Origin of the sequence: Desemzia incerta (assembly GCF_900115825.1) — a bacterium.
Taxonomy (GTDB): Bacteria; Bacillota; Bacilli; order Lactobacillales; family Carnobacteriaceae; genus Desemzia; species Desemzia incerta.
In genome coordinates, this window is the sequence record NZ_FOXW01000001.1 from 494,855 (window position 1) to 519,228 (window position 24,374).

A 24,374-nucleotide genomic window follows, 5' to 3' on the forward strand; every position below is an offset into this window, starting at 1 on the left:
TGATAAAAAGGAGCAGCTTATGAAAAACAGATTATGGTATGTCGATTTGATACGAATTGTATCTATTTTTTTAGTTATCGTAGTACATATTTCTTCCAGCAATTTTGATTGGTACCAACCTGATTCAGCCCAGTGGCAAATCATCAATGCCTATGACTCTGTGGCCCGAATCTGTGTGCCGTTATTCGTCATGATCAGCGGAATTTTTTTTCTCGACCCGAAAAAAGAAATCGGTATTCGTAAATTATACCGTAAAAATATTTGGCGTATCGTGAGGGTATCCCTTTTTTGGTCGTCTTTCTATGCTGTTTTTATGGCGTTTTACCCATTTAATTCATTTTCTATGGATCAAATGGACGAAACGATCAGTCGGTTTATTGAGGGACACTTTCATTTATGGTTTTTATTCCGGATCGTAGAATTATACATTATGACTCCTGTACTGCGTAAAATTTCGGAAGAGAAAAAACTCATGCAGTATATCATGTTGTACTGTTTTATATTAGGATTTATTATCCCCACGATTCGGCAATTCCCGATTGGTTCAACAGTCACAATGGCAGACGATTGGATCAATTTAGACATTACTTTTGGGTATGTGGGATACTTTTTTGCTGGAAGCTACCTTCATCGATATGGGGTGACACCAGTAGTGAAAAAGTGGATTTATGCTCTAGGAGTAATAGGTCTATTGACAACATTTTTAGGAACAGGATTCTTATCTATAGAGGCAGGCAAACCAGTGGGGTGGTTATATGAATACTTGACGCCTAATGTGATGATTACTAGTTTAGCTGTATTTCTATGGTTTAAAGAGACCTTCAATCACCGCACATTCTCTAAAAGAGTACAAAAATGGATCAAAGAATGTTCGGATATCTCATTTGGAGTTTATTTGAGCCATGTATTAATCATCTTTTTACTGAACCAATTGAACATCACTACACAACTTTTAAATCCGATTTTATCGGTACCATTGCTAACAGGAATAGTAGCGATACTGGGTTACATCGTTGTAAAAATGATGTCAAAAGTACCGGGATTAAAAAAATGGATTTTATAACGGTTTCGGTTGACTATTTTTAAAAAAAGAATGATATACTAAATCGGAAAACGATTTCAACAATAGAATGGAGGAACAAATGTGAACAAAATCAGTATAGGACAGTCAGAGTTAATGGCTTCTCAGATTTCTTTAGGAATCATGCGTATGAATGCTTTATCTGTAGAAGAAGCAAAAACGGTCATCGAAACAGCTATCAGTGAAGGTATCGATCACTTTGACCATGCGGATATATATGGTAAAGGCGCCTCAGAAACGATATTCGGTCAAGCGTTTAAAAAGCTGGGTATTTCTCGCGATTCAGTCATTTTACAAACGAAGACAGGAATCGTGCCAGGAATCATGTATGATTTTTCAAAAGAGCACATCATCCAATCAGTAGAAGAAAGTTTGACTCGTTTACAAACGGATTATGTCGATACCTTACTGCTTCACCGACCAGATGCACTAATAGAACCAGAAGAAGTGGCAGAAGCATTTGATGAGTTGGAAAAATCTGGAAAAGTAAGAACATTTGGAGTCAGCAACCACAATCCTTTGCAAATTGAATTGCTGAAAAAATTTGTTAATCAGCCATTGATCATAAATCAATTACAATTGAGCTTGACTCATACGCCGATGATTGATGCCGGATTGAATGTGAACCGAACGGAAGCCGGATCTGTCTTGCATGAGGGACAATTAATCGACTACAGCCGAATAAACGATATGACGATCCAACCATGGTCTCCATTCCAATCAGGAAATGGGAAAAAAGGATTGTTCTTTGACCATCCTGATTATCTAGAATTGAACAAAGTCGTCAATGAAATGGCAAAAGAAAAAGGAGTGGCTCGTGAAGCCATTGCGATCGCTTGGTTATTGCGTCATCCAGCGAAGATGCAGCCAATTGTTGGTACAATGAACCCAGATCGTATCAAAGCGATCACAAAAACGACTGAAATTTCTTTAAGCAGAGAAGAATGGTACAAACTTTACCTAAGCGGTGGGAAAATGCTGCCATAAAATAAAAAATGCTCTATTCCAGTGAATCTGAAATAGAGCATTTTTTGTTTGATTTAATCAGTGTATCCATTTGGATTGTTTTCTTGCCATTTCCAAGAGTCACGGCACATTTCCTCTAAAGTGAATTCTGCTTTCCAGTCTAATTCTTTAGCTGCTTTTGATGCATCTGCAAAGAAGCTTGCAATGTCACCAGGTCGTCTATCAACGATCTCGTAAGGTACTTTTTGACCGGTAGCTTTTTCAAAATTATTGACGACATCTAATACACTGTATCCAACACCCGTACCTAAGTTGTATGCTTCGATTCGTTCAGTTTCTAGAACCTTGTTTACGGCCTTTAAATGACCTTTAGCCAAGTCGACAACGTGTATATAGTCACGCACACCTGTACCATCTGGAGTATCGTAGTCATCGCCAAACACACTTAGATGTTCGCGTTTGCCAACAGCTACTTGAGTAATATAAGGCATTAAGTTATTCGGGATGCCGTTTGGATCTTCTCCTATGCGTCCACTTTCATGAGCACCAATAGGGTTGAAATAACGCAATAGGGCGATGCTCCAAGAATTATCAGAAACATAAATGTCTTGCAAAATTTGTTCGATCATTAATTTAGTCGTTCCATAAGGATTAGTTGCACTTAATGGCATATCTTCTGTGTAAGGAGCAGGATTATTCTCGCCATAAACAGTCGCAGAAGAACTGAAGACGATTTTCTTTACATTATATTGCGCCATTAATTCACACAACACTATAGTACCTGTCAGATTGTTATGGTAGTACTTCAAAGGTTCAGCAACAGATTCGCCAACTGCTTTATAGCCAGCAAAATGAATGACTGCTTCTAGGTCGTTTTCTTTAAAAACAGGTTCAAGAGCTTCTTTATCCAAGATATTTACTTCATAGAATTTAAAGCTTTTACCAGTGATTTCTTTAATGCGATTTAAAACTTCTGGTTTACTGTTTGAATAATCATCTACGATAACGACTTCATGACCTGCATTTAATAATTCGACTACTGTATGGCTGCCGATATACCCGGCACCGCCTGTAACTAAAATTGACATATTCATCCTTCTTTCTTGTTTTTAAAGTTGGTTTAAATCAATGTTTGATTTTTTGTAAGCAAACTGCTATCACGAATTTAGGCAGAGCCAGCATCCGTTTGAATCTAGTGGGTTGTTTAATCAATCTGTAAAACCATTCTAAATTGTGTTTTAAATAAAATTCAGGTGCGCGTTGAGATGTTCCCGACAACACATCGAAACTTCCGCCAACACCCATTAAGAAACCTTTATCTGCTACTTCAAGATACTGGCTGATCCAAAGTTCTTGTTTAGGAAAACCTAAAGCTGCAAAAACCATATCAGGTTTTTTTTGCTTGACTTCTTCCAAAACTTTTTCATCCTTAAGATCAAAGTAACCATCACGATACCCAACAATATCAATATTCGGGTATTGAGCAGCAACGTTACTAACTGCCTTTGTGACAACTGATTCCTTAGCACCTAAAAAGTAGACTTTTAACGCTTTTTTATCCGCTTCTGCCAGCAACTCCAGTAAAAGTTCATAACCTGGGACTCGTTCTTTCAAAGGCTTGCCCAGAATCTGAGCACCTTTTACAACACCAATTCCATCTGGAATGACCATATGAGCGTGTTCTAAAATTTTCATATAAGAGGAATGGTTTCGAGCGTACATGACGATTTCAGGGTTTGCAGTTACTGCAAAAGTTTTTTCTTGTTTTTCAATCCGAGATAAAATCTCAAAAACAAATTCTTGTTTTGTTTTGTTAATGAATTCGACGCCTAATATATTTACTGATGTATCTGTCATAAGTTATTCCTGTCCTATCTATCCAGTAAAATGTGTTATTTCTCTAACACTATACCATTAAAATACAATAGTGTTAACAAGAAAAATGAATCAAAAGACTAAAAAAACTGCTTTTCCAATCTAGTAAGAAAAAGCGGAGAGTTCAGAATGTAACCGTTTTATGGTACTATAGAGTAGATAATTAAAGAAAGCAGTTAATGAATGGAGAGATTAAACGATGAAAACAAAAATTGCTGTCATTGGGGCAGGTTCTTGGGGAACCGCTCTAGCTAAAGTGCTGGAAGAAAATGGACATGAGCCGATTTTATACAGTAACGTAGAAGAGCAAATCAAAGAAATTAATGAACAACACACAAATAAAACTTTTTTACCCGAATTGGTTATATCAAAAAATATCAAAGGCACTACTGATTTAAAAGAAGCTTTAGAAGACGCACAAGTGGTATTATTTGTTGTACCGACAAAAGTTACCCGTATGGTAGCTAAGCAAGTTGCGGAATTGCTGACAGATAAAGTTATTCTAGTGACAGCTAGTAAAGGTTTGGAACAACAAACGCACAAACGCATTTCTACTATCTTAGAAGAAGAAATTCCAGAAAACAAAAGAGCGGGGGTTGTAGCTTTATCCGGCCCTAGTCATGCAGAAGAAGTTGCTGTAAATGACTTAACGACTATCACAGCAGCCTCATCTGACATGGATGCTGCTGAGAAAATTCAGCAACTATTTATGAATGATTACATGAGAATCTACACAAACAAAGATATTGTGGGTGTAGAGTATGGCGCAGCCCTTAAAAACATCATTGCTTTAGGAGCGGGTGCTTTAGCGGGTCTGGGATATGGAGATAATGCCAAAGCTGCTTTGATCACTAGAGGTTTAGCTGAGATAAGCCGCCTGGGAATAGCCTTTGGGGCTGATCCGCTTACGTTCATCGGACTGAGCGGAGTTGGTGATTTGATTGTTACGTGTACGAGTATTCATTCGAGAAACTGGCAAGCGGGCAATATGATTGGAAAAGGTCATTCTTTAGATGAAGTATTAGGAAGTATGGGGATGGTCGTTGAAGGAGCTTCGACGGTCGTAGCTGCTTATGAATTAGCGAGAGAAAAAAACATCGAAATGCCTATCACTGAAGCTATCTATGATGTTTTATACAATAATGCAGATGTTAGAGAAACTATTGTAGCTTTAATGAATCGTGATCCAAAATCTGAAGCACATTCAAAAGATTAATAATAAATCATTACTCGAGACAGCCTGGAAATTATTTTCAGGCTGTCTTTTTGAGCTATTTTATTTTTTTTGAAATCAGCTATAATAAACAGTAGTTGAACAAACTATCACTTTTTTCTTAACAAATCTTAATTTTGATCAATAATAGAAAAAATTCAAATGATTCTATGCTATAATCTCATAGATTATCAAAAGTTGAAAACAAAGAAAATCTATACTACTATGTATAGGTTAGTTCATAAGATTCACAGGTTTGAAGAAATTTATCAATCAAAGAATAGGTGAAACATGTTGGAAAACAAATTAAAAGTACGTATTGAGAATGTTACAAAACAATATGATCTATATAAGCAAAAGTCAGATAAAGTTAAAGCGCTGTTTAAGTTTTCTAGAAAAGATATTCCTACGTTTTGGGCTCTAAGAGGAGTTACTCTAGATGTATACGATGGCGAGACAGTTGGGTTGATAGGTGTGAATGGATCAGGTAAATCAACCCTGTCCAACATCATTGCAGGAATCATACCGCCAACGACTGGAAAAGTAGAAGTTAATGGAGATACTTCTATTATTGCTATCTCTGCTGGTTTGAAGAATCAATTGACTGGACTAGAAAATATTCGATTAAAATCATTGATGACAGGTAAAACAAACCAAGAAATCGATGCAACCATCGATGATATCATTGATTTTGCTGAAATTGGAGATTTTATTAATCAACCGGTAAAGAGTTACTCAAGTGGTATGAAATCGCGTCTTGGTTTTGCCATTGCAGTTCATACGGATCCGGATATTTTGATTATCGATGAAGCCCTATCAGTTGGTGATGAGACTTTCTACCAAAAGTGTGTAGACAAGATGCTAGAATTCAAAGCACAAGGAAAGACCATTTTCTTTGTTAGTCATTCATTGAATCAAGTCAAAAAGTTGTGTGATAAAATTGTGTGGATGCATTATGGTGAAGTACGTATGGCAGGTCCTGCGGAAGAAGTAGCTGCTGAATACAAAAAATTTAGTGATGACTTTAAGAAAAAAAGTGCAAAAGACAAAAAAGCGTATCAAAACAAACACAAACAAGACCAGAAAGACTTTGATGTTCGTGCGTACTTTAAAAAACAAGAAGAACAAACAACAGACAGCAATAAATTAAAAGATTTGAATACTCAATTTGAAGAAGAAAAAGTAACCGATCGTATGAAATTGTCAACACGCTTGACGTTACTAGGTATAACATTAGCCACTGGTTTTCTAATTGGGGTGCACTTAAGCGGCAACTCACTGAGCAGTGTATTGTTTGGTGCTCAATCAGAAACTGAGCAGACACAAGAAGCAGCAGTAGCTTTTGTTGATGAAGATACAAAATTAGTAGAAACAACTGTGGCAGACATTTAACATAAATAGAGTTGATCTAGAAAGAAGGAGAAAGTTGGAACAAATCAAAAAAATAATATACGTATGGTTGATTAGGTTCTTCTCTCTTCTTTCTAAGCCTTTACCAGTCAAAAAAAGAATTGTTTATTTAATGAGTTTTCCGAAAAATGATAATGGTTTTCTAGAGGCTTTAATCACAGAAAACCCAACCATTGAGATCGTCATTCTTTTTGAAAAAAATTGCGAAGAAGAGGCAATAAAATTTAAAGAAGCTGGAGTTAGTCTGATGCCTATCTCTTCTTCAATAGATTTTCTACGAAAAGCAGTGCCTATTCTTATGCAAGCAAAGATCATCCTATGTGACAATTACTTCCCATTTTTAGCAGGGTTGTATCCGAACAAGGAAACAACAATCATTCAAATCTGGCATGCAAATGGAGCCATCAAACGGTTTGGTCTAGAAGATCCTACTGCCTTGAAGAGAAGCTTTTTCGATCACCTTCGCTTTAAACAAGTCTACAAACGCTTTAACGAGTACATTGTAGGTTCAGAAATGATGGGAAGAGTCTTTCAAAAAAGTTACGGTGCAAGTAAAAGCAGTATAAAACCGTTAGGGAATCCTAGAACGGATATTTACTTCAATAAAGTATTGATGGATGAAAAAAGAGAGTTTTTCTTTGACCAGTACCCGGAGTTAAAAGATAAAAAAATTATTTTGTACGCTCCTACTTATCGAAATGGATTAGAAGACGACTATCCCTTTGATGTTCGTCGATTATATCAAGCTTTAGGAAATGAATATGCTGTTCTAATGAAAAAGCATCCCCATGTTTTGAGTAGGCCTATTGCAAATGAGTACAAAGAATTTTTTTATGGGGATTTAAGTCAGCATAAAATTGAAGATTTACTAGTAGTTACGGACATTTTGATTACAGATTATTCTTCCATACCCTTTGATTTTACGTTGCTTGATAATGCCAAGAATATATTGTTTTACTGCTACGACTTAGAAGAATACGATCAAATAACAGGGCTGCAAAAAGATTTCAAAGAATGGGCACCTGGAGAAATCGTGCAAACGATGGATGAGTTGATCGTTCAAATAAAAAAAGAAACCTATAATGATTTTGTAGAATTTAATGATAAATGGAATACGTACAATGATGGATATGCTATTAAACATCTTATAGAACATATTCAACAATTATTGTAGTATCTATATGAATAAGGAGATTCAACATGAAAAATGTTATGCTTATTATAAAAGAACAATTTGATAACGTTGGAATTATAAGACGTGTGTCAAAATATGAAGAAAAAGCAACTTATCAAAGCCACTATCTAGGCTTGATGTGGCAATTTTTAAATCCTTTAATCCAAATCGGGATTTACTATCTTGTCTTCGGTTTAGGTGTTAACGGTGGACGAAACGTTGAGGGAGTCCCTTTCATTGTATGGATGTTGATCGGGATTATTGTTTGGTTCTTTGTAAACTCTAGTCTCTTAGGTGGTTCAAATAGTATATACAATAAAGTGGGAATGGTTTCTAAAATGAAATTCCCGGTTAGTGTCTTGCCATCGATCAATATGGCCAGTAATATTGTTTCTTATTGGTGGATGATGGCCATTCTTATAGTCGTTATGTTTATTTTTGGCGTTTATCCTACGATTTACTGGTTACAATATATTTATTATTTCATTTGTATGATAGCCTTTTTGTTTGCTATGGGGATTTTAGATTCAACCATCACAATTTTAGTTCGTGATTACCATATTATGCTGCAATCGATTTTGAGATTACTTTTCTATGTTTCAGGTCCTATCTGGGATATTGAAACGCGTAGTTTCCCTGACTGGTTAGTTAGAATTTTCCAGATCAACCCTGTGTATTATTTTATAGACGGGTTTAGAGATACTTTTCTTTCAAGAGAATGGTTCTGGGAAAAACCAACCTTAGCATTGATTTTCTGGGGAATTATTTCTATTATTTTGATATTAGGTACACATCTGCACATGAAATTCAGAGCTCGTTTTGTAGACTTTATTTAAATTGATTATAGTATCAAACAGAAAAATTGGAGGGAACAATGATGAGAAAAGTATTAACTTATGGAACATTCGATCTATTACACAAAGGGCATATATTATTATTACAACGAGCAGCTGCCTTGGGGGATCACTTAACAGTAGCTGTCTCTACAGATGAGTTCAACGCTATCAAAGGAAAAAAAGCTTACACATCATGGGAAGATCGCAAACTAATTTTAGAAGCATTGTCATGTGTAGATGAAGTCATCCCTGAAAATGATTGGGACCAAAAAATACGCGATGTACAAAAATATGATATTGATGTATTTGTTATGGGAGACGACTGGGAAGGGAAATTTGATTTCCTTAAAGAATATTGTCAAGTAGTGTACTTGCCTCGAACAGAAGGAATTTCTACTTCTAAAATAAAAGAAGACTTGAAGCAAATTAAAGCTGAAGTAGACAAAATCAGCAAAAAAATTGAAGAAGACATCGAAAGAGAGTTTTAGTAAATAATGAAGCAAAAAATAATTACTTTTGTCTTAACTCTTGTTTTTAATATTTTTAAATTACTACCGATCAAACGAGGAGTATATATATTTGAATCTCAATATGGTGGACGATTCGATGATAATCCGAAAGCTGTTTATGATTATTTGAAAAAACAAGATAATGCTGAACATAAATTATTTTGGAGTATTCGTTACCGCGATCGTAATATAGTGGGGGAGGAAGACGTCAACGTATTGTATCGTTTTTCTCTTCGCTGGTTGTATTACATGGCTAGAGCTGAGTTTTGGATTATTAATGCACGTATGCCGCAATGGTTGCCAAAACGAAAAGAAACAAAATACGTTCAAACATGGCATGGCACTCCCTTGAAAAAATTAGCGTTAGATATGGATACTTTTGGTATGCCTGGGTCGAGTTTAGAAAATTACAAAAAAAACTTCTTAGCCGAAACTCAAAAATGGGATTATCTAGTAGCGCCAAATCAGTATTCTAAAGAAATTTTTAAATCTTGTTTCGCTTTTGAAAAAACGTTTATTGAAAGTGGATACCCTCGAAATGATGTCTTGTATCAAAAGAATAACCCTGAAGATATTAGAGCCATCAAAGAGCGTTTAGGATTACCATTAGATAAAAAAGTTATTCTTTATGCACCAACTTGGCGCGATGATTACTATATTTCTAAAGGTAAGTATAAATTTCATGTTCCATTTGATATGAACCAGTTGATTGATGTGCTCGGCAATGATGCTGTTTTCATATTTAGAGCGCACTATCTAGTGGCTGAAAGCTTAGATGAGCTTTCGACTCATCCTAACGTATTTAATTTTTCAACGAATGTAGACATCAGTGATTTATATTTAGTTTCAGACTTACTGGTTACTGATTATTCATCGGTATTTTTTGATTACGCTAATCTTAAGAGACCGATGTTGTTCTATGCTTATGATTATGAGCATTATCGTGATAATCTAAGAGGATTCTATTTTGATTTAGAACAAGATGCACCAGGACCGTTTGTTACAGAGGAAAACAGATTTTATAAAAAATTAAAAACTTTTATAGAAGATGCTGAAAGTTATGGAACAAAAGAAAAGCTGTATCAATTTTACAATGAATTTTGTTTATGGGAAGACGGGAATGCTTCTAAAAAAATCATTGATAATATAAGATAGTAACTATTTTTAAAAGGAGTTTATTAAGTGAATAAAAAAGTTCTGAAAAGGAAAATCAAATTTATTGGGTCTCCGGTAAAAAATACTTTGATGAATACTGGATATAAGAGAAATCGCATTTATGCCAATTTTTACGAAACAAAAAAAGTTGTAGATAATATTATTTTATATGAAAGTAGAGATGGAAAGAGCATAACTGACAGTCCTTATGCTATATTCAAATTCTTAATAAGCCAACCTCAATTTAAAAACTACAAACATATTTGGTCTGTGCAAGATTTCAAAGAACTCGAAATTGTCATGAATCGATATAAAGAATTAGACAACGTAATTTTTGTAAAGAGAAATTCGACTAAATATCTAGAATATTTAGCTACCGCTAAGTATTTAATTAATAATTCAACGTTTCAAAATTTCTTTATACCTAAAGAAGAGCAAATTTATATTAACACTTGGCATGGCACTCCTCTGAAGAAAATGGGGTTTGAAATACCAGGGAACCCTGCAACTTCGAGAAACGTGGTAAGAAATTTCTTAAGTTCTTCCATTTTGATTAGTCCTAATGAACATACAACAGATATGTATTTGAAAAGTTATAAATTAGATGGATTATATAGTGGTGAAATAATAGAAGACGGGTATCCAAGAATTGATTTAACCTTAAACACGTCAGAAACTAAACTTATCAATGACCTAGTTAGCGTTGGTCTAAAAATAGATACGAATAAAAAGAATATTTTGTATGCTCCTACTTGGAAAGGTACGAATGTTAATCAGGCACGTAATGATATGGAACAAATCATTTCTGATATGAACATACTAAAAGAAAAAAACGGAGATGAGTACAATATTCTTATAAAAGTTCATCCGTTTTTATACCCTACTGCAAAAAACATAATAGAGATTAAAGATATTTTAATCCCTGATTATATTGATACAAATGAAATGCTAAGCGCAACTGATTTGTTAATAACAGATTATTCGAGTATATTCTTTGATTATTTAGTTACGGATAAACCAATCTTATTTTATATGTGGGATGCAGAATATTATATTGACAGTAGAGGTAGTTATATTGATTTCGAAGAATTGCCTGGTCCGGTTCTTTATAACATAGGTGAAGTTACAGAAGCAATCACTCATGTAGACGAAGTAAAAAGAAGTTATCAAAGTAACTATAATCATATGAAAGAAAGATTTACTAAATATGATGATGGAAATGTCACATCTAGATTGGTAGATTACATTTTTGATAATGGCACTAAAGACATCAAAGTAATAAATAACTTAGATAGTAAAAAAGAAAAAATTGTTTTCTACCCAGGTGGTATGATGAATAATGGTATAACCTCATCGTTTATTAACTTAATGAATAATATAGATTATGATAAATATGATGTGAGTGTCTTTTTAAAGATACCAAATAAACAAGAAGCCTTAAAAAACATAGCAAAAATAAACGACCATGCCCGTTTATTATTCAAGCATGGAATCCCTGTTTACACTTTAAATGAAATTTATCGTGATCGTCTCTGTCATAATAGAGGTGTAGGGAAAAACTATCTGGAAAAAGCATATCCGGAAGCTGCCTATCAAAGAGAAGCTAAACGTTTTTTTGGAAAAACTGAATTTGATTTTTCAATTGATTTTAGTGGATATAGTCTGTTTTGGGCAAAATTTTTGCTAGCTACCAATGCTAAAAAGCGTATCTGTTATATGCACAATGATATTTTGTCTGACAGTGAGCGAACAATCAATGGCAAAAGACCGCACTTTATAAATTTACGTGGGCTAATGACCGTGTATAATCGTTTTGATAAATTGGTGAGTGTTTCTAAAGGAACCATGGAATTGAACAAAAAAAATCTTGGCAAGTATGCTGATGATGATAAATTTGACTTCATTATTAACTCTATAAATCCAGAAAAAATACTAGGACATCGAACAAATAATGAAAATGTTTCAGAAGAAGATACGGGTATAAATACTATACCAGTGACTCTAAATAAGAAATTTGTTGCTAGAGCCCGGATAATAAACACTGATCATTTAAGCATCTGGAACAAACCAATCCATGATAGTTTTGTAAAAGAAGTTAGTTCAGCAGAGATATATAAAAACGAAGAAGTAGTTATTTCTTGGTTAACTGAAGTAGATGGAGCCAAATACTATAAATTTAGTATAAATAATAGAATCATTGGCTGGCTTGAAGAAAGAGCTTTTGAGTTGCTTCCTGATAGTGTTATGAATACTGAAAAAGTTAACATGTTGGCTGTGTTAAAACGAACAAAAAACAACGCGTTATGGACTAAACCCTATAATCTGTTTAATTCTCGTAGAGTGGCTTATAGTGGACAATACAAGAATATAATAGTGGATGTCCAAGAAATAGTTAAAACTCAACACAGCACATATAGTTTACTCTTTATTAACGATATAAAATTAGGCTGGATTGATTCTTCTGCGCTCGATGTTTTGAAAGATTACACTTTGACTAATAAGTCATCACAAGATATAGAAAAAGAAAAAAATAAATTAAAAAGAAGTAACTATAAAAAGTTCAGCAAAGTTATTGAATATTTACCAAGTAGATCACTTAGGGACAGGAATATCGACAAGAAAGGAATCATAAAGAATTTAGACACTTGTCGAATTTGGAATAAAATACCATCAAATCCTGATACTAAAGAGATTGAAGAACTGCCGGATATATTAAATAAGGAGCTCGACATTGTACGTGTAATGATAAATAAAAATGGCGCTTATTATTTAATTCAATATAATGGAGAACGAGTTGGTTGGGTAAATAAAAAAGCGGTAGAAATCATACCAGATAAAAATGATTTACAGGAAAGAAATGTTTCTTATAAAGGGAAACTTTCTATAGGAAATCCTTTAATTTTGAAAAGTCCTGTAACTAAAGAATACGTACAGCTAACAGTTGACAAAATTCTTAGCGATTCTCTAGTTTCTGTAGTAAAAGAAATGACTATTGGAGAAGAAGTATACTGCTGTCTGATGGATGAAGATAACTTTATCGGATGGATAAATAAAGATGAATTTATTGAAATAGAAGAACAAGGGATTGAAATAAATAATCAGATTATTGATGATCCTTCTTCTAAAAACATAAACTTTGTTAATATGGGACGTTTATCTCCTGAAAAGGCGCAAGGTAATTTAATTTTGGCTTTTAAAGAAGTCCAAAAGAGACATTCAAATAGTATGTTATATATATTAGGTGAGGGGCCGCTAAAGAGTGAGTTACAAGAATTAGTTGCTGACTTAAATCTGCAAGACAGAGTAATCCTCACTGGACAACAAGAAGAACCTTTCAGAATACTAGATAAATGCAACTGTTTTGTTCTTTCTTCACACTATGAAGGACAACCAATGGTTCTTTTAGAGGCACTCACGTTAGGATTGGACATTATAGCTACCGATATTGTCGCAAACCGAACTGTATTAGAAGATGGAAAATATGGCATGTTGGTAGAAGATAGTGTAGACGGGTTGGTCAATGGTATGATAAAATTCATAGAGTCATCAGACCACTCAGGAAGCGAAAGAAAGAATCAATTTGATTATATGGAATACAACCAGAGTGCAATACAAAACTTTTATCAAGTTATTCACAGCTAATAACTCTTGCTAAATAAGTCAATTTAAAATGTATGTTGTAATGGCGAAGTAAAAGCATGAAATGTTTTGACTTGCGTTTCGTTCTTGACTAACCATTTTCTTAAAATATTTTATTATTTTATTTGAAAAAATAGTGAAATTAGTTGGATTGACAGATTTAAAGCTGATCTTGAGTATCTTTTATCAAGATTAGCTTCTTTTATTTTTTTATGTCTTAAATCATATTTTTTATCAAGATACTAACGCTACTAATAAAACGTTAAACAAGTTAATAAAAAATAAAATGGTAACAGACTAACGGACATTTAACATTACTCAAGGAAGAGGAATCAAAGAATTATGAATAGTAATAAAAATAGTAACAAAAGAGGGATGTATTTATACACATTAGCTTTTATAGCTATAAGTATGGTAGTATTTAGCGTCTTTTATTTACGAAATTTTTCTTTCGTTGCGCAATTTGATGGTGTTGGACAGCATTATCCAATGTTGGTAGAATTAAGAAATATTATAATAGATAGATTGAAAAATCCTTTTGCGCCTATTAACTTCTGGACGTGGCAATTAGGTATTGGGTCTGATGTGATACATAGCATGTCATATTATGGATTGGGAGATGTAATTTCATATTTGATTGTACTCTTTCCAGAACAGTATTTAGAATTTGGGTATGGATTCTTAATGATACTACGAATGTATTTAGCTGGACTGACTATGATTTTTTATTTGAAAAAGTACGAATATTCTTCTGTTGTAAACGCAGCAAGTGGAGTTTTTTATGCTTTTTGTGGAACACTTCTGATGTTTGTGCATCCTTTTTTTGCTAATCCTCTAATATTATTACCGTTACTTTTAAAGTCAATAGATAGAGTTTTTGAGGGGAAATCAATAAAAAGCTTTGCTTGGCTTGTTGCATATACGTTTATAAATAATTTTTATTTTGCCTACATGCTAGTAATCATGGTTATTTTTTATTTCTTTTTGAATTATATATTGATATTTAAACAAAAAGTTAATTTTTGGAATGTTTTTATAAAATTAGGTGTAAACAGTGTTATGGGAGCAATGATATCATGTGTACTATTCTTGCCCTCAGTAATAGGTACACTAAATTCAACTAGAGCAGAAAGACCTTTCGCTAATGGGATAGTTTTTTATCCTTTAGACTATTATTTAAAATTATTAAAAGGGTTTATAGGACCCGTAAACCATCTCCCTTATTCAACCAAATTGTCATTTGCTAGTATAGTAATATTTGCAATAGTTTTTACATTTTTGAATAGGAAAAAGTATAGGGTCTTGTTTGCCTCACTGGTTAGTAGCCTTATTATATTAGTATTACCATATGGAGCAGCACTAATGAATGGATTTACTTCTCCAGCAAATAGATGGGCCTTCGGGTTGGCATTTGTATTAACTATTTGTGTTGCACACTTTTTAAATGAAATCAAAGATGTAACCATAAAAGAAATTAAAATTTACACGACGACGTATCTTGTTTTTTTAGCTCTACATTGGGTTCATGCTGGATATAATGTATATTCTTTGAACATGATGTGGCCGTTAGTGTTTTTAACAATCAACTTAATGTTAATTGTATTCTGCTATATTCAAAGGAAAGAAAAGCTGTTTTCTATTAATTTAGTTACATTATTTTTCTTGATTATATGTTTAAATGTAGCTGTTACTGGAAATTATTATTTCAGTAACAAAGGAGACGGTGTAGCTTCTAATCGTCGACAAGGGAACACAATTAGTGAAAGTATTGAGGATCAATATAATGGCTTGAATAAGATGATTAACGATGAAAGTTTTTACAGAACGAGTCCTCTTGCACAAGGTGCGACGTACAATTTAGAAGAAGTAAATAACTCAATGCTTCGAAATAATAGAGAAGTAGCTTCTTATTTATCCGTTCAAAATAAAAATATTGGTCAATTTTCAAGAGAAATGAAGAATAATCAATTCACTATGACAAATCCTTTAAAACAACTAGATGACAGAACTGTTCTTATGAATTATTTAGGCGTCAAGTATCTTTTTGTTGAAGAATCTGAAGGTGACAGAGTGCCTTTTCTATATGAAAAAGATATTGAGAATCCAAAAGCATCACTATATTCAACCGATTATGCTTTACCAATTGCTTTCATGAATTATAATGAAATTAGTCAAGAAAGCTACGAGGAACTTTCAGCTAACCAAAAGGAAGATTATTTAATTCAAGGGATAGTGACAGATAGAACTAAAGATAGTAGTTCAGAGATTCAAAATATAGCAGAATATGAAAATATAGACTTTAATATATCGGATATTACAGATAATAAGCTAGAGATATCTAATGATAAAAAACAGTATCGTATAACTATCAAACGTCCGGAAGATTTAGTAGATAGAGAAGTTTATTTAAAGATCAAAGGTCTGAAATATATACCATATTCATTCACTGAGCGCTGGGAAGATGTTAAAAAAAATCGAGTACCTAGAAGAACAACTTATGATTTTTTTAAAAATAATATTGGAGCACATTATTCAGATGGATACGAGATTTCATTTACTACAGATCAAAAAAAGAATACAATCAAACAGTATACAAAATATGATCCATCCTCTTATGATCCACAAGAAGATTTTCTAATAAATTTAGGAATTCATAGAGAAGAATTGAGCAGTATATTAATTGAATCAAATAGTTTAGGATTTTACACTTTTGAAAGTATAGAATTGATATCTAAAAGTTTTAATGAAGAATACGAAACTCAAATAAGACAACTACAAGACCAAAGTTTGAAACAAATAAAGTTCTCTAATAATCAATTAGAGGGAAATATTCAAAATAATCAAGATGGTTACTTAGTTACGTCTATTCCATATTCCAGTGGATGGGAAATCTATGTTAATGATGAATTAGTGGAATCAGAAAAAGCTAATATTGGGTTTTTATCAGTCTATTTAGAGGAAGGGAGTCATCAGGTAAAATTTGTTTACCATTCACCCGGATTCAAAATAGGTCTTATCATTTCTATAATAGGTATTCTGTTTTGGGTGCTCTTATTATTAAAACCAATCACCAATCGTAAAAAAACAGTAGCTGAAGGAGATTCAAAAAAATGAAATTAGTCACTATTTGCACACCTATGTATAATGAAGGGGAAAATATTGAGAAATTTTATAAGGAAATTACTAAGGTAATTGCTCCTATAATTGATAAGTATAAATTTGAGTTTTTGTTTATAAATGATGGAAGTTTAGATGATTCTCTTGAAAAAGTAAAAGAAATCAGACAATACGATAAGAGAGTAAAATACGTTGATCTATCAAGAAATTTTGGAAAAGAAGTAGCTATGGCAGCCGGTTTTGATTATGCATTAGGTGATGCTGTCATTACTATGGATAGTGATTTGCAACACCCTCCGAAAATAATCTTAGAAATGATTAAAGAATGGGAAAATGGCTATCAAGACGTTTACGGTAAACGTAGGGAGCGACCTGGAGAATCAAAATTTAAAAAAAAGAGTTCCAGTATGTACTATGAGATGTTAAAAAAATTCTCGAAAACACCAGTTTTGCCTGGAGTTGGAGACTTTAGATTACTGGATAGAGTCTGTATAGAAGGTATAAAAAAATTGAGAGAGTCTCAACGTTATACTAAGGGATTGTATATGTGGATCGGCTATTCAAAGAAAGAAGTTTTATTTGATGCGGAGGAACGTTACGCTGGTGAGACTAAGTGGAAATTATCTTCCCTAATCAATTTAGCAATAGATGGTATTACATCAAACACGGTATTTCCTTTGCGAGTTGCATCAATCGTAGGAGCGATAATATCCATAATTGCTTTTATATATATGGTATATATCTTAGTTTCTACATTGTTTTTAGGAAATGATGTTAGCGGGTATCCTTCAACTATAATAATCATGCTGTTTCTAGGTGGGTTACAAATTTTATTTTTAGGAATTATCGGAGAATATGTTGGTAAAATTTTTGTTGAAACAAAAAATAGACCGATATATTTAATTAAGGAATACAGTGATGAAATAGAATGAAAAAGTAGTTTAATTCGCAAATAAAATAATAAAATTTAGAAATAGTAGTATATGGAAAAGTAAGAGTCTATATACTACTATTTCTATATAATTAAGCAATTTTACTTAAACAATTTAATGAACGTTCAAATAATGTCCATATACAACTAAAACCTTTTAAAAAAAACACGCCTATACCTAGATAAGAAAAATAATAAATAGTATATTTAAAAGGTGGTTAATTAAAAAAGGAGGAATTTATTAAGTGTTGAAAAAGGCAATACAAAAAGTTGTCATTGTTTCTATGGTTGCAGGTATGATAAGCCCGATAATTTTATCAACGGGAGTTTCAGCAGTTGAAAGTAAACAATGGAACACCGATGTAGAACAAAGTATAGTTGAGCAAAACGAATCCGAGTCCGTTGAAAGCAGTGAACAATCTAAATCAGACACTGTGCAAGAAGATTACATAAATGAATTAGAAGACGTAGATTCTAATGAGAATGATATACCTAATGAACCAGAAAAGGATGCTATAAAACAACAGGAGCCTGCTTTAGAAGATTTGTCTGAAAGCAGCGAGGAAGTTGTAGGTGAATATTTTTCATTAGATGAAAACAGAGAAAAAGCAGTTGAAATGATGGAACAAGAAAACCAGACTTTCAGTACATTTAGCATGAAGGCAAGAACTGTTTCGAAAACTGATGCATTTATCAATGCTATTTCTTCTTATGCAGTCTCAATAGCTAATGAATATAAACTGTATGCGTCTGTAATGATTGCTCAAGCGGCTTTAGAGAGCGCATGGGGGACAAGTATACTGGCTTACGCTCCAAATTATAACTTGTTTGGTATCAAGGCAGGAACTGGAGAACCATATTTTACAAAGTACTCTAAAGAGTATAGTGAAGAAAAAGGCTGGACAGTAGAGAAATCTAATTTCAAAAAATATCCTTCCTATAAGGATACTTTTGTAGACTATGCTAAAAAATTACGTAATGGACCAGATTGGAATAGGGCGCAAGGATCATGGGAGCCAAAGCGGTACGCTGGTGCATGGAAAGAGAATGCATCAACTTATCAAGCAGCTACTAAAGCACTTACCGGAAAGTATGCCACTGATCCGGATTATCATACTAAACTAAATGATCTTATTCAAAAATACAATTTAACTCAGTATGATAAAGTTACCTCGAATAATGGTGAAGATAAGAGTTTAGATGAAATCGCAAGTATTTCGTATGATGAAGTTAAATCTACTGTTAATGTAAAAGATTATAAGGCTTACATCACTGGTGACACAGACGGAATATACACTCAGCCTAAAGGTACTGTTAATTCTAAAGTAGTGGCAGACGCTTCACAATACTTCAATAAACAAGTAGTAGTAACAGAAGAATCTACCACTGTTAATGGGGTAACATGGGCAAAAATCACTTTAAATGGCAAAGTTTTAGGTTGGATTGATAAAAAAGGTATAACAATTTACGACATTATTTTGTCTGAAAAACCTATAAATTACGTAGCGAAAATTTCTCGTAAAACAGATGGGATTAATTCACGACCATACGGCACACAAGGATATAAGATGAATGCCTACTCATCAAAGTATTATGGTAAAGAAGTTAAAATTATCAAAGAAGCAGTAACTTCACGTGCAACCTGGGCTTTAATTACTTTAAATGGAAAAGAGTTAGGTTGGATAGATAAGAACGGTTTGTCTATTGAAAAAGTAACTTCAACCAAAAATGTTAACTATTTAGCTTCTGTAAACCGTAAAACTGATGGTATCAATACGAAACCATGGGGAACAGAAGGGTATCAGTTAGTTGCAATGTCTTCTCAGTATTTTGGAAAAGAAGTAAAAGTAACTAAAGAAGCAGTAACTCCCCGTGCAACTTGGGCTCTGATTTCTATAGGTGGAAAAGAACTAGGTTGGATTGATAAAGCGGCATTAACAACAAAAGACGTAATATTATCTGAAAAAGATATTAATTACTCTGCAACGATTAATCGTAAAACCGATGGGATTAACACCAAACCATGGGGAACGGAAGGATATCAATTAGTAGCGATGTCTTCTCAATACTTCGGAAGAGAAGTTAAAATTACTAAGGAAGCTGTTACTCCTCGAGCAACGTGGGCTTTGATCTCAGTGGGTGGTAAGGAACTAGGTTGGATTGATAAGGCAGCTCTTAATATAGAAAAAATAACATCTATAAATGATATTAGCTATACGGCTGTTGTAGCTAGTAAAACCGACGGGATCAATACCAAACCATGGGGAACTGAAGGTTATCAACTGGTTTCAATGTCTTCAGAATATCTTGGTAGTGAAGTACAAGTCATTAAAGAAGCTCAAACAAGAAGAGCAACCTGGGCTTTGATTACTTTAAAAGGTAAAGAGTTGGGCTGGATTGATAAGAATGGTCTAGAAACTTTTGATGCTATTTTATCTGAGAAAACTGTCAATTATGTTGCTAAAATCAACCGTAAAACAGATGGAATCAACACTAAACCATGGGGAACAAATGGTTATGAATTAGTAGCAATGTCTTCTCAATATGTTGGAAAAGAAGTAAAAGTTACTAAAGAAGCTGTCACACCTCGAGCAACGTGGGCTTTGATCTCAGTGGGTGGTAAGGAGCTGGGATGGATTGATAAAGCAGGACTTGAGGTTGAAAAAATAACTTCTACCAAGAATATCAATTATCAAGCAAAGATCAAACGTGCAAATGATGGAATTAATACCCAGCCATGGGGAACAGAAGGATATCAATTAGTAGCTATGGCTTCAGAATATCTTGGCAAAGAAGTTAAGATTACAAAAGAAGCAGTAACACCTCGTGCAACATGGGCATTAATTTCACTAAATGGAAAAGAATTAGGCTGGATTGATAAGGCAGGACTTGAAGTTGAAAAAATAACTTCTACCAAGAATATCAATTACCAAGCAAAAATTAAACGTTCAAATGATGGAATTAATACAAAACCTTGGGGAACAGAAGGATATGAATTGGTTTCAATGTCTTCTGCTTATCTAGGTAAAGAAATTAAAGTTATCAGAGAAGCTGTAACACCCCGTGCAACTTGGGCATTAATCAGTCTAAATGGAAAAGAATTAGGTTGGATTGATAAAAATGGTTTAGACGTTGAAAAAATCACGTCACAAACTAATGTGGCAGATTATAAAGCTCGCATTGTAAGAACTAACGATGGGATTAATACAAAGCCTTGGGGAACTGAAGGATATAAAACAGCTTACTATTCAAAAGATTATTTTGGAGCAGAAATAACTGTTAAAAAAGAAGCTAAAACCCGACGTGCAACATGGGCATTGATTGCTTTCAATGGTAAAGAACTAGGTTGGATCGATAAAGCTGCATTGAAAAAACTAGATCCGAATAAAAAGGTCGTTGTAATTGATGCAGGACATGGTGGATCAGATCCTGGAGCTCAAAGAGTTGGCGTTAGAGAAAAAGATCTTAATTTATCCGTTGCGAAAAAAGTTCAAAGCAAACTAAAAGCAGCTGGATACGAAGTTATTATGACAAGAACTAATGATACTTTTATTGCTTTATCTGAAAGAGCAAGAATCGCAAATATATCGAATGCTGATATCTTTGTAAGTATTCATACTAATTCATTTAATGGAATTACTAGTGGTATTGAAACTTTCTCTTATGACTTAAAAGGAAGTGCGAAAAATCCTATCGTTGCGAACGATCGTAATAGAATGTTGAAGAGCAATACTCTATCAAGCTACATTCAAAAATCTTTAATTAGTGCTACAAGTACTCCAAAAGAAAAGAATAGAGGAACTAAAATAGCTAATTTCCATGTACTTCGTGAAACTGGGATGCCAGCAGTATTAACTGAGATTGGTTTTATTGATAATAATAGCGAAAGAAACAAGATGGTAACAAACAGTTACCAAGAAAAATTAGCAAATGGTATTACGAATGGGATCAAAGAGTATTTCAGATTAGTTAAATAAAGTGATTTTTTGAAGAAACAATGAGGCTTAAACCTTATTGTTTCTTCTTTTTTGTTAAGAGTAAACTATTTGTATGGTAAAATAGGGTTTGCTAGAAGAATATACTTCTCAATTGATTTAGTAAATGAAAGCGAGTAGATAAATTTGCATAAAATAAAAGTGATGTCCATATTTGGGACGAGACCGGAAGCTATCAAGATGGCTCCGATTGTATTAGCATTGGAAAATCAATCCGATAAGTTCGAGTCTATTGTCACAGTAACAGCTCAACATCGTGAAATGTTGGATCAAGTGTTGTCTTTGTTTGACATCAAACCGGATTACGATTTAAATATCATGAAGAAACAACAATCTCTATCTGAGATTACAGCTAATGTATTATTGGGACTAGATCAAGTCATGAAAGAAGCGAAACCAGACATTGTCTTGGTTCACGGGGATACAACAACAACTTTGGCAGCTGGGATGTCAGCCTTTTACAACCAAATAATGATTGGACACGTTGAGGCAGGATTACGCACATGGAATAAAATGTCTCCATATCCAGAAGAAATGAATAGACAAGTGACAGATATCATGGCTGACTTATATTTTGCTCCAACTGAACAAAGTAAAGAAAATCTGTTAAAAGAAAACCACCCTTCAGATAAAATTTTTATTACAGGAAATACGGCTATAGATGCTCTTAAAGAAACTGTGAAAGAAGACTATACACACGAAGTATTAAGCAAGATCAAAAAAGACAGCCGGTTAATCTTAATGACTATGCATAGAAGAGAAAATCAAGGCCAACCTATGGCACGAGTTTTTAAAGCTATTCGAAAAGTAGTCGAAGAAGATGAAAGTATTGAGTTAGTCTATCCTGTTCATTTGAACCCGGTCGTGCAGCAGTTGGCGGCTGAAGTTTTAAGTAACCATGACCGGATTCATCTAATTGATCCGCTTGGTGTGATCGATTTTCACAATATAGCTTCTCGAAGCTATTTGATCATGACAGATTCAGGTGGTGTTCAGGAAGAAGCACCTTCTCTTGGTGTGCCTGTTTTAGTATTGCGTGATACGACAGAACGTCCTGAAGGTGTGGATGCAGGTACTTTGAGGTTGATAGGAACTGACGGAGCAGATGTTGAGCGCGCGTTAAGAGAGCTTTTAACGAATGAAGAAGTGTACCAATCTATGAGTTTGGCAAGTAATCCGTATGGAGACGGCGAATCAGCTGAACGAATACTTGAGGCAATAGCTTACTCGTTTGAACAAATAGAAGAACGACCACAGGATTTCTTAATCTGAAAGATAGGTAATTTGTTGTAAAATAGTCACAAATTTGTATAGATTACTTTTAAATAACATAGTATGATAGAAAAGAATTAGTTTTTATTTAAAAACGTCCAGACGTTGAAAGTAGGAGAAAAATGGATAACAATACACGTAGTCAAAGAAGACAACCTTCTCAAAAGAAAAAGCCTTCCTTCATGAAAAAACTAGGATGCGGAATCGGAATCGTCTTTATGATTTTATTAGTAGCTGTCGGTGTTTTTGTGTTTAAAGTCTATAGTGATGTAACAAGTACAACAGATGAAATCTATCAAGATGTGGAAAAAGACGAACGTCGTGAAAATCCAATCGAAGTAAAAAATAAAGAACCCTTTTCTGTCTTATTGCTAGGAGTAGATACGGGAGATCTAGGCCGTACGGAACAAGGAAGATCGGATACCATGATGGTCTTAACGGTCAACCCGAATACAAATCAAACGTCTATCGTAAGTATTCCAAGAGATACTTACACAGAAATCATCGGTCGAGGAACGATGGATAAAATCAATCACGCTTATGCATTTGGTGGAGCGTCTATGTCTGTCAATACTGTTCAAAATCTATTGGACATTCCAATCGATTACTATGTTGAAGTGAATATGCAAGGGGTCAAAGATATCGTGGATGCATTAGACGGAGTACAAGTTACACCGGCATTATCATTCAGTTATGATGGATACTCATTTGCAGAAGGACAGACTACTACTTTAGATGGTAATGCGGCTTTGGCTTACTCACGTATGCGTTACGATGATCCTAATGGAGACTACGGTCGTCAAGCTCGCCAAAGACAAATCATTATGGCATCTATGAACAAAGTGGCTTCTTTATCTTCCATTATGAACTACCAAGGTATTTTAGGAACGTTAGAAAATAATATGCAAACGAATCTTACTTTTGATGACATGCTCTCTATCTTTAATAACTATAGAGGAGCAGTATCAAACGTAGAGCAAATTCAATTAGAAGGTGCTGGAACGAAAATTGACGGTATCTACTACGCTATTGTGGATGATAGTGAATTAGCTGCAGTTTCGGGAGCTTTAAAAGAACAACTTGAAATCGAATAAATAACAAGAAAAAAATTCCATGATTGAATTCATGGGATTTTTTTGTGTTCTCTGTTTCCTTTTGCTAGTATTGGTTTATTAGGTTGTCTAAGACGGGAGTGAATAAA

The 24,374-nt window shown here is 33.8% G+C and carries 16 protein-coding genes; 14 read left to right on the forward strand and 2 right to left on the reverse strand.

The window, feature by feature from the left end; genetic code table 11:
• Positions 1 to 19: 19 nt before the first annotated feature.
• Both BM137_RS02270 and BM137_RS02275 read left to right on the forward strand, forming a co-directional pair.
• A complete protein-coding gene (locus BM137_RS02270) occupies positions 20 to 1,063 on the forward strand; it encodes an acyltransferase (RefSeq protein ID WP_177192468.1) in 1,044 nt (347 codons plus the stop codon).
• 81 nt (positions 1,064 to 1,144) lie between these two features.
• Complete coding sequence (locus BM137_RS02275; protein ID WP_092479520.1) at positions 1,145 to 2,068, forward strand: aldo/keto reductase; 924 nt, start codon at positions 1,145 to 1,147, stop codon at positions 2,066 to 2,068.
• 53 nt (positions 2,069 to 2,121) lie between these two features.
• Here BM137_RS02275 and galE read toward each other — a convergent pair whose 3' ends face one another.
• Together galE and BM137_RS02285 are read right to left on the reverse strand one after the other, a co-directional pair.
• On the reverse strand, positions 2,122 to 3,135 hold the full coding sequence (galE, locus tag BM137_RS02280; RefSeq protein WP_092479521.1) for a UDP-glucose 4-epimerase GalE: 1,014 nt from the start codon (positions 3,133 to 3,135) through the stop codon (positions 2,122 to 2,124).
• A gap of 37 nt (positions 3,136 to 3,172) precedes the next feature.
• Positions 3,173 to 3,904 (reverse strand): WecB/TagA/CpsF family glycosyltransferase, encoded by a 732-nt coding sequence (locus BM137_RS02285; protein WP_092479522.1) that lies wholly within the window; start codon positions 3,902 to 3,904, stop codon positions 3,173 to 3,175.
• A gap of 217 nt (positions 3,905 to 4,121) precedes the next feature.
• On the opposite strand from BM137_RS02285, the gene BM137_RS02290 reads away from it, so the two are divergent.
• The 12 genes from BM137_RS02290 to BM137_RS02345 all read left to right on the forward strand — a co-directional run bounded on the left by BM137_RS02290 (position 4,122) and on the right by BM137_RS02345 (position 24,267).
• On the forward strand, positions 4,122 to 5,138 hold the full coding sequence (locus BM137_RS02290; protein ID WP_092479523.1) for an NAD(P)H-dependent glycerol-3-phosphate dehydrogenase: 1,017 nt from the start codon (positions 4,122 to 4,124) through the stop codon (positions 5,136 to 5,138).
• Between the two features lie 288 nt (positions 5,139 to 5,426).
• The gene (gene tagH, locus BM137_RS02295; protein ID WP_218147485.1) at positions 5,427 to 6,527 is read left to right on the forward strand and encodes a teichoic acids export ABC transporter ATP-binding subunit TagH; all 1,101 of its coding nucleotides are present in this window, start codon (positions 5,427 to 5,429) and stop codon (positions 6,525 to 6,527) included.
• A gap of 67 nt (positions 6,528 to 6,594) precedes the next feature.
• Positions 6,595 to 7,719, forward strand: coding sequence for a CDP-glycerol glycerophosphotransferase family protein (locus BM137_RS02300; RefSeq protein ID WP_280521782.1), 1,125 nt, complete (start codon positions 6,595 to 6,597; stop codon positions 7,717 to 7,719).
• A 26-nt stretch (positions 7,720 to 7,745) separates the two neighbouring features.
• Positions 7,746 to 8,555: an ABC transporter permease gene (locus BM137_RS02305; protein ID WP_092479525.1), complete on the forward strand. Its 810-nt coding sequence runs from the start codon at positions 7,746 to 7,748 to the stop codon at positions 8,553 to 8,555.
• Positions 8,556 to 8,596: 41 nt separating this feature from the next.
• On the forward strand, positions 8,597 to 9,043 hold the full coding sequence (tagD, locus tag BM137_RS02310) for a glycerol-3-phosphate cytidylyltransferase (protein ID WP_092479526.1): 447 nt from the start codon (positions 8,597 to 8,599) through the stop codon (positions 9,041 to 9,043).
• A 6-nt stretch (positions 9,044 to 9,049) separates the two neighbouring features.
• Positions 9,050 to 10,219 carry a CDP-glycerol glycerophosphotransferase family protein gene (locus BM137_RS02315; protein WP_092479527.1) on the forward strand — a complete coding sequence of 390 codons (1,170 nt, stop codon included), beginning with the start codon at positions 9,050 to 9,052 and terminating at the stop codon, positions 10,217 to 10,219.
• Between the two features lie 27 nt (positions 10,220 to 10,246).
• The gene (locus tag BM137_RS02320) at positions 10,247 to 13,861 is read left to right on the forward strand and encodes a CDP-glycerol glycerophosphotransferase family protein (protein ID WP_092479528.1); all 3,615 of its coding nucleotides are present in this window, start codon (positions 10,247 to 10,249) and stop codon (positions 13,859 to 13,861) included.
• Positions 13,862 to 14,200: 339 nt separating this feature from the next.
• Complete coding sequence (locus BM137_RS02325) at positions 14,201 to 16,972, forward strand: YfhO family protein (protein ID WP_092479529.1); 2,772 nt, start codon at positions 14,201 to 14,203, stop codon at positions 16,970 to 16,972.
• Positions 16,969 to 17,907 (forward strand): glycosyltransferase family 2 protein, encoded by a 939-nt coding sequence (locus BM137_RS02330; RefSeq protein WP_092479530.1) that lies wholly within the window; start codon positions 16,969 to 16,971, stop codon positions 17,905 to 17,907. Before BM137_RS02325 ends, BM137_RS02330 begins: the two co-directional genes overlap by 4 nt.
• Before the next feature lie 244 nt (positions 17,908 to 18,151).
• Complete coding sequence (locus tag BM137_RS02335; RefSeq protein ID WP_092479531.1) at positions 18,152 to 21,883, forward strand: GW dipeptide domain-containing protein; 3,732 nt, start codon at positions 18,152 to 18,154, stop codon at positions 21,881 to 21,883.
• 144 nt (positions 21,884 to 22,027) lie between these two features.
• A complete protein-coding gene (gene wecB, locus BM137_RS02340; RefSeq protein ID WP_092479532.1) occupies positions 22,028 to 23,173 on the forward strand; it encodes a non-hydrolyzing UDP-N-acetylglucosamine 2-epimerase in 1,146 nt (381 codons plus the stop codon).
• 182 nt (positions 23,174 to 23,355) lie between these two features.
• Entirely contained in the window at positions 23,356 to 24,267 is a 912-nt protein-coding gene (locus BM137_RS02345; protein ID WP_244887629.1) for an LCP family glycopolymer transferase, read from the forward strand.
• Positions 24,268 to 24,374 lie beyond the last annotated feature (107 nt).

Coding starts and splice junctions, on each gene's coding strand:
- BM137_RS02270 (WP_177192468.1), top strand. CDS start 20: ATGAAAAACAGATTATGGTATGTCGATTTGATACGAATTGTATCTATT.
- galE (WP_092479521.1), bottom strand. CDS start 3,135: ATGTCAATTTTAGTTACAGGCGGTGCCGGGTATATCGGCAGCCATACA.
- BM137_RS02285 (WP_092479522.1), bottom strand. CDS start 3,904: ATGACAGATACATCAGTAAATATATTAGGCGTCGAATTCATTAACAAA.
- BM137_RS02290 (WP_092479523.1), top strand. CDS start 4,122: ATGAAAACAAAAATTGCTGTCATTGGGGCAGGTTCTTGGGGAACCGCT.
- tagH (WP_218147485.1), top strand. CDS start 5,427: ATGTTGGAAAACAAATTAAAAGTACGTATTGAGAATGTTACAAAACAA.
- BM137_RS02305 (WP_092479525.1), top strand. CDS start 7,746: ATGAAAAATGTTATGCTTATTATAAAAGAACAATTTGATAACGTTGGA.
- tagD (WP_092479526.1), top strand. CDS start 8,597: ATGAGAAAAGTATTAACTTATGGAACATTCGATCTATTACACAAAGGG.
- BM137_RS02315 (WP_092479527.1), top strand. CDS start 9,050: ATGAAGCAAAAAATAATTACTTTTGTCTTAACTCTTGTTTTTAATATT.
- BM137_RS02325 (WP_092479529.1), top strand. CDS start 14,201: ATGAATAGTAATAAAAATAGTAACAAAAGAGGGATGTATTTATACACA.
- BM137_RS02330 (WP_092479530.1), top strand. CDS start 16,969: ATGAAATTAGTCACTATTTGCACACCTATGTATAATGAAGGGGAAAAT.
- BM137_RS02345 (WP_244887629.1), top strand. CDS start 23,356: ATGAAAAAACTAGGATGCGGAATCGGAATCGTCTTTATGATTTTATTA.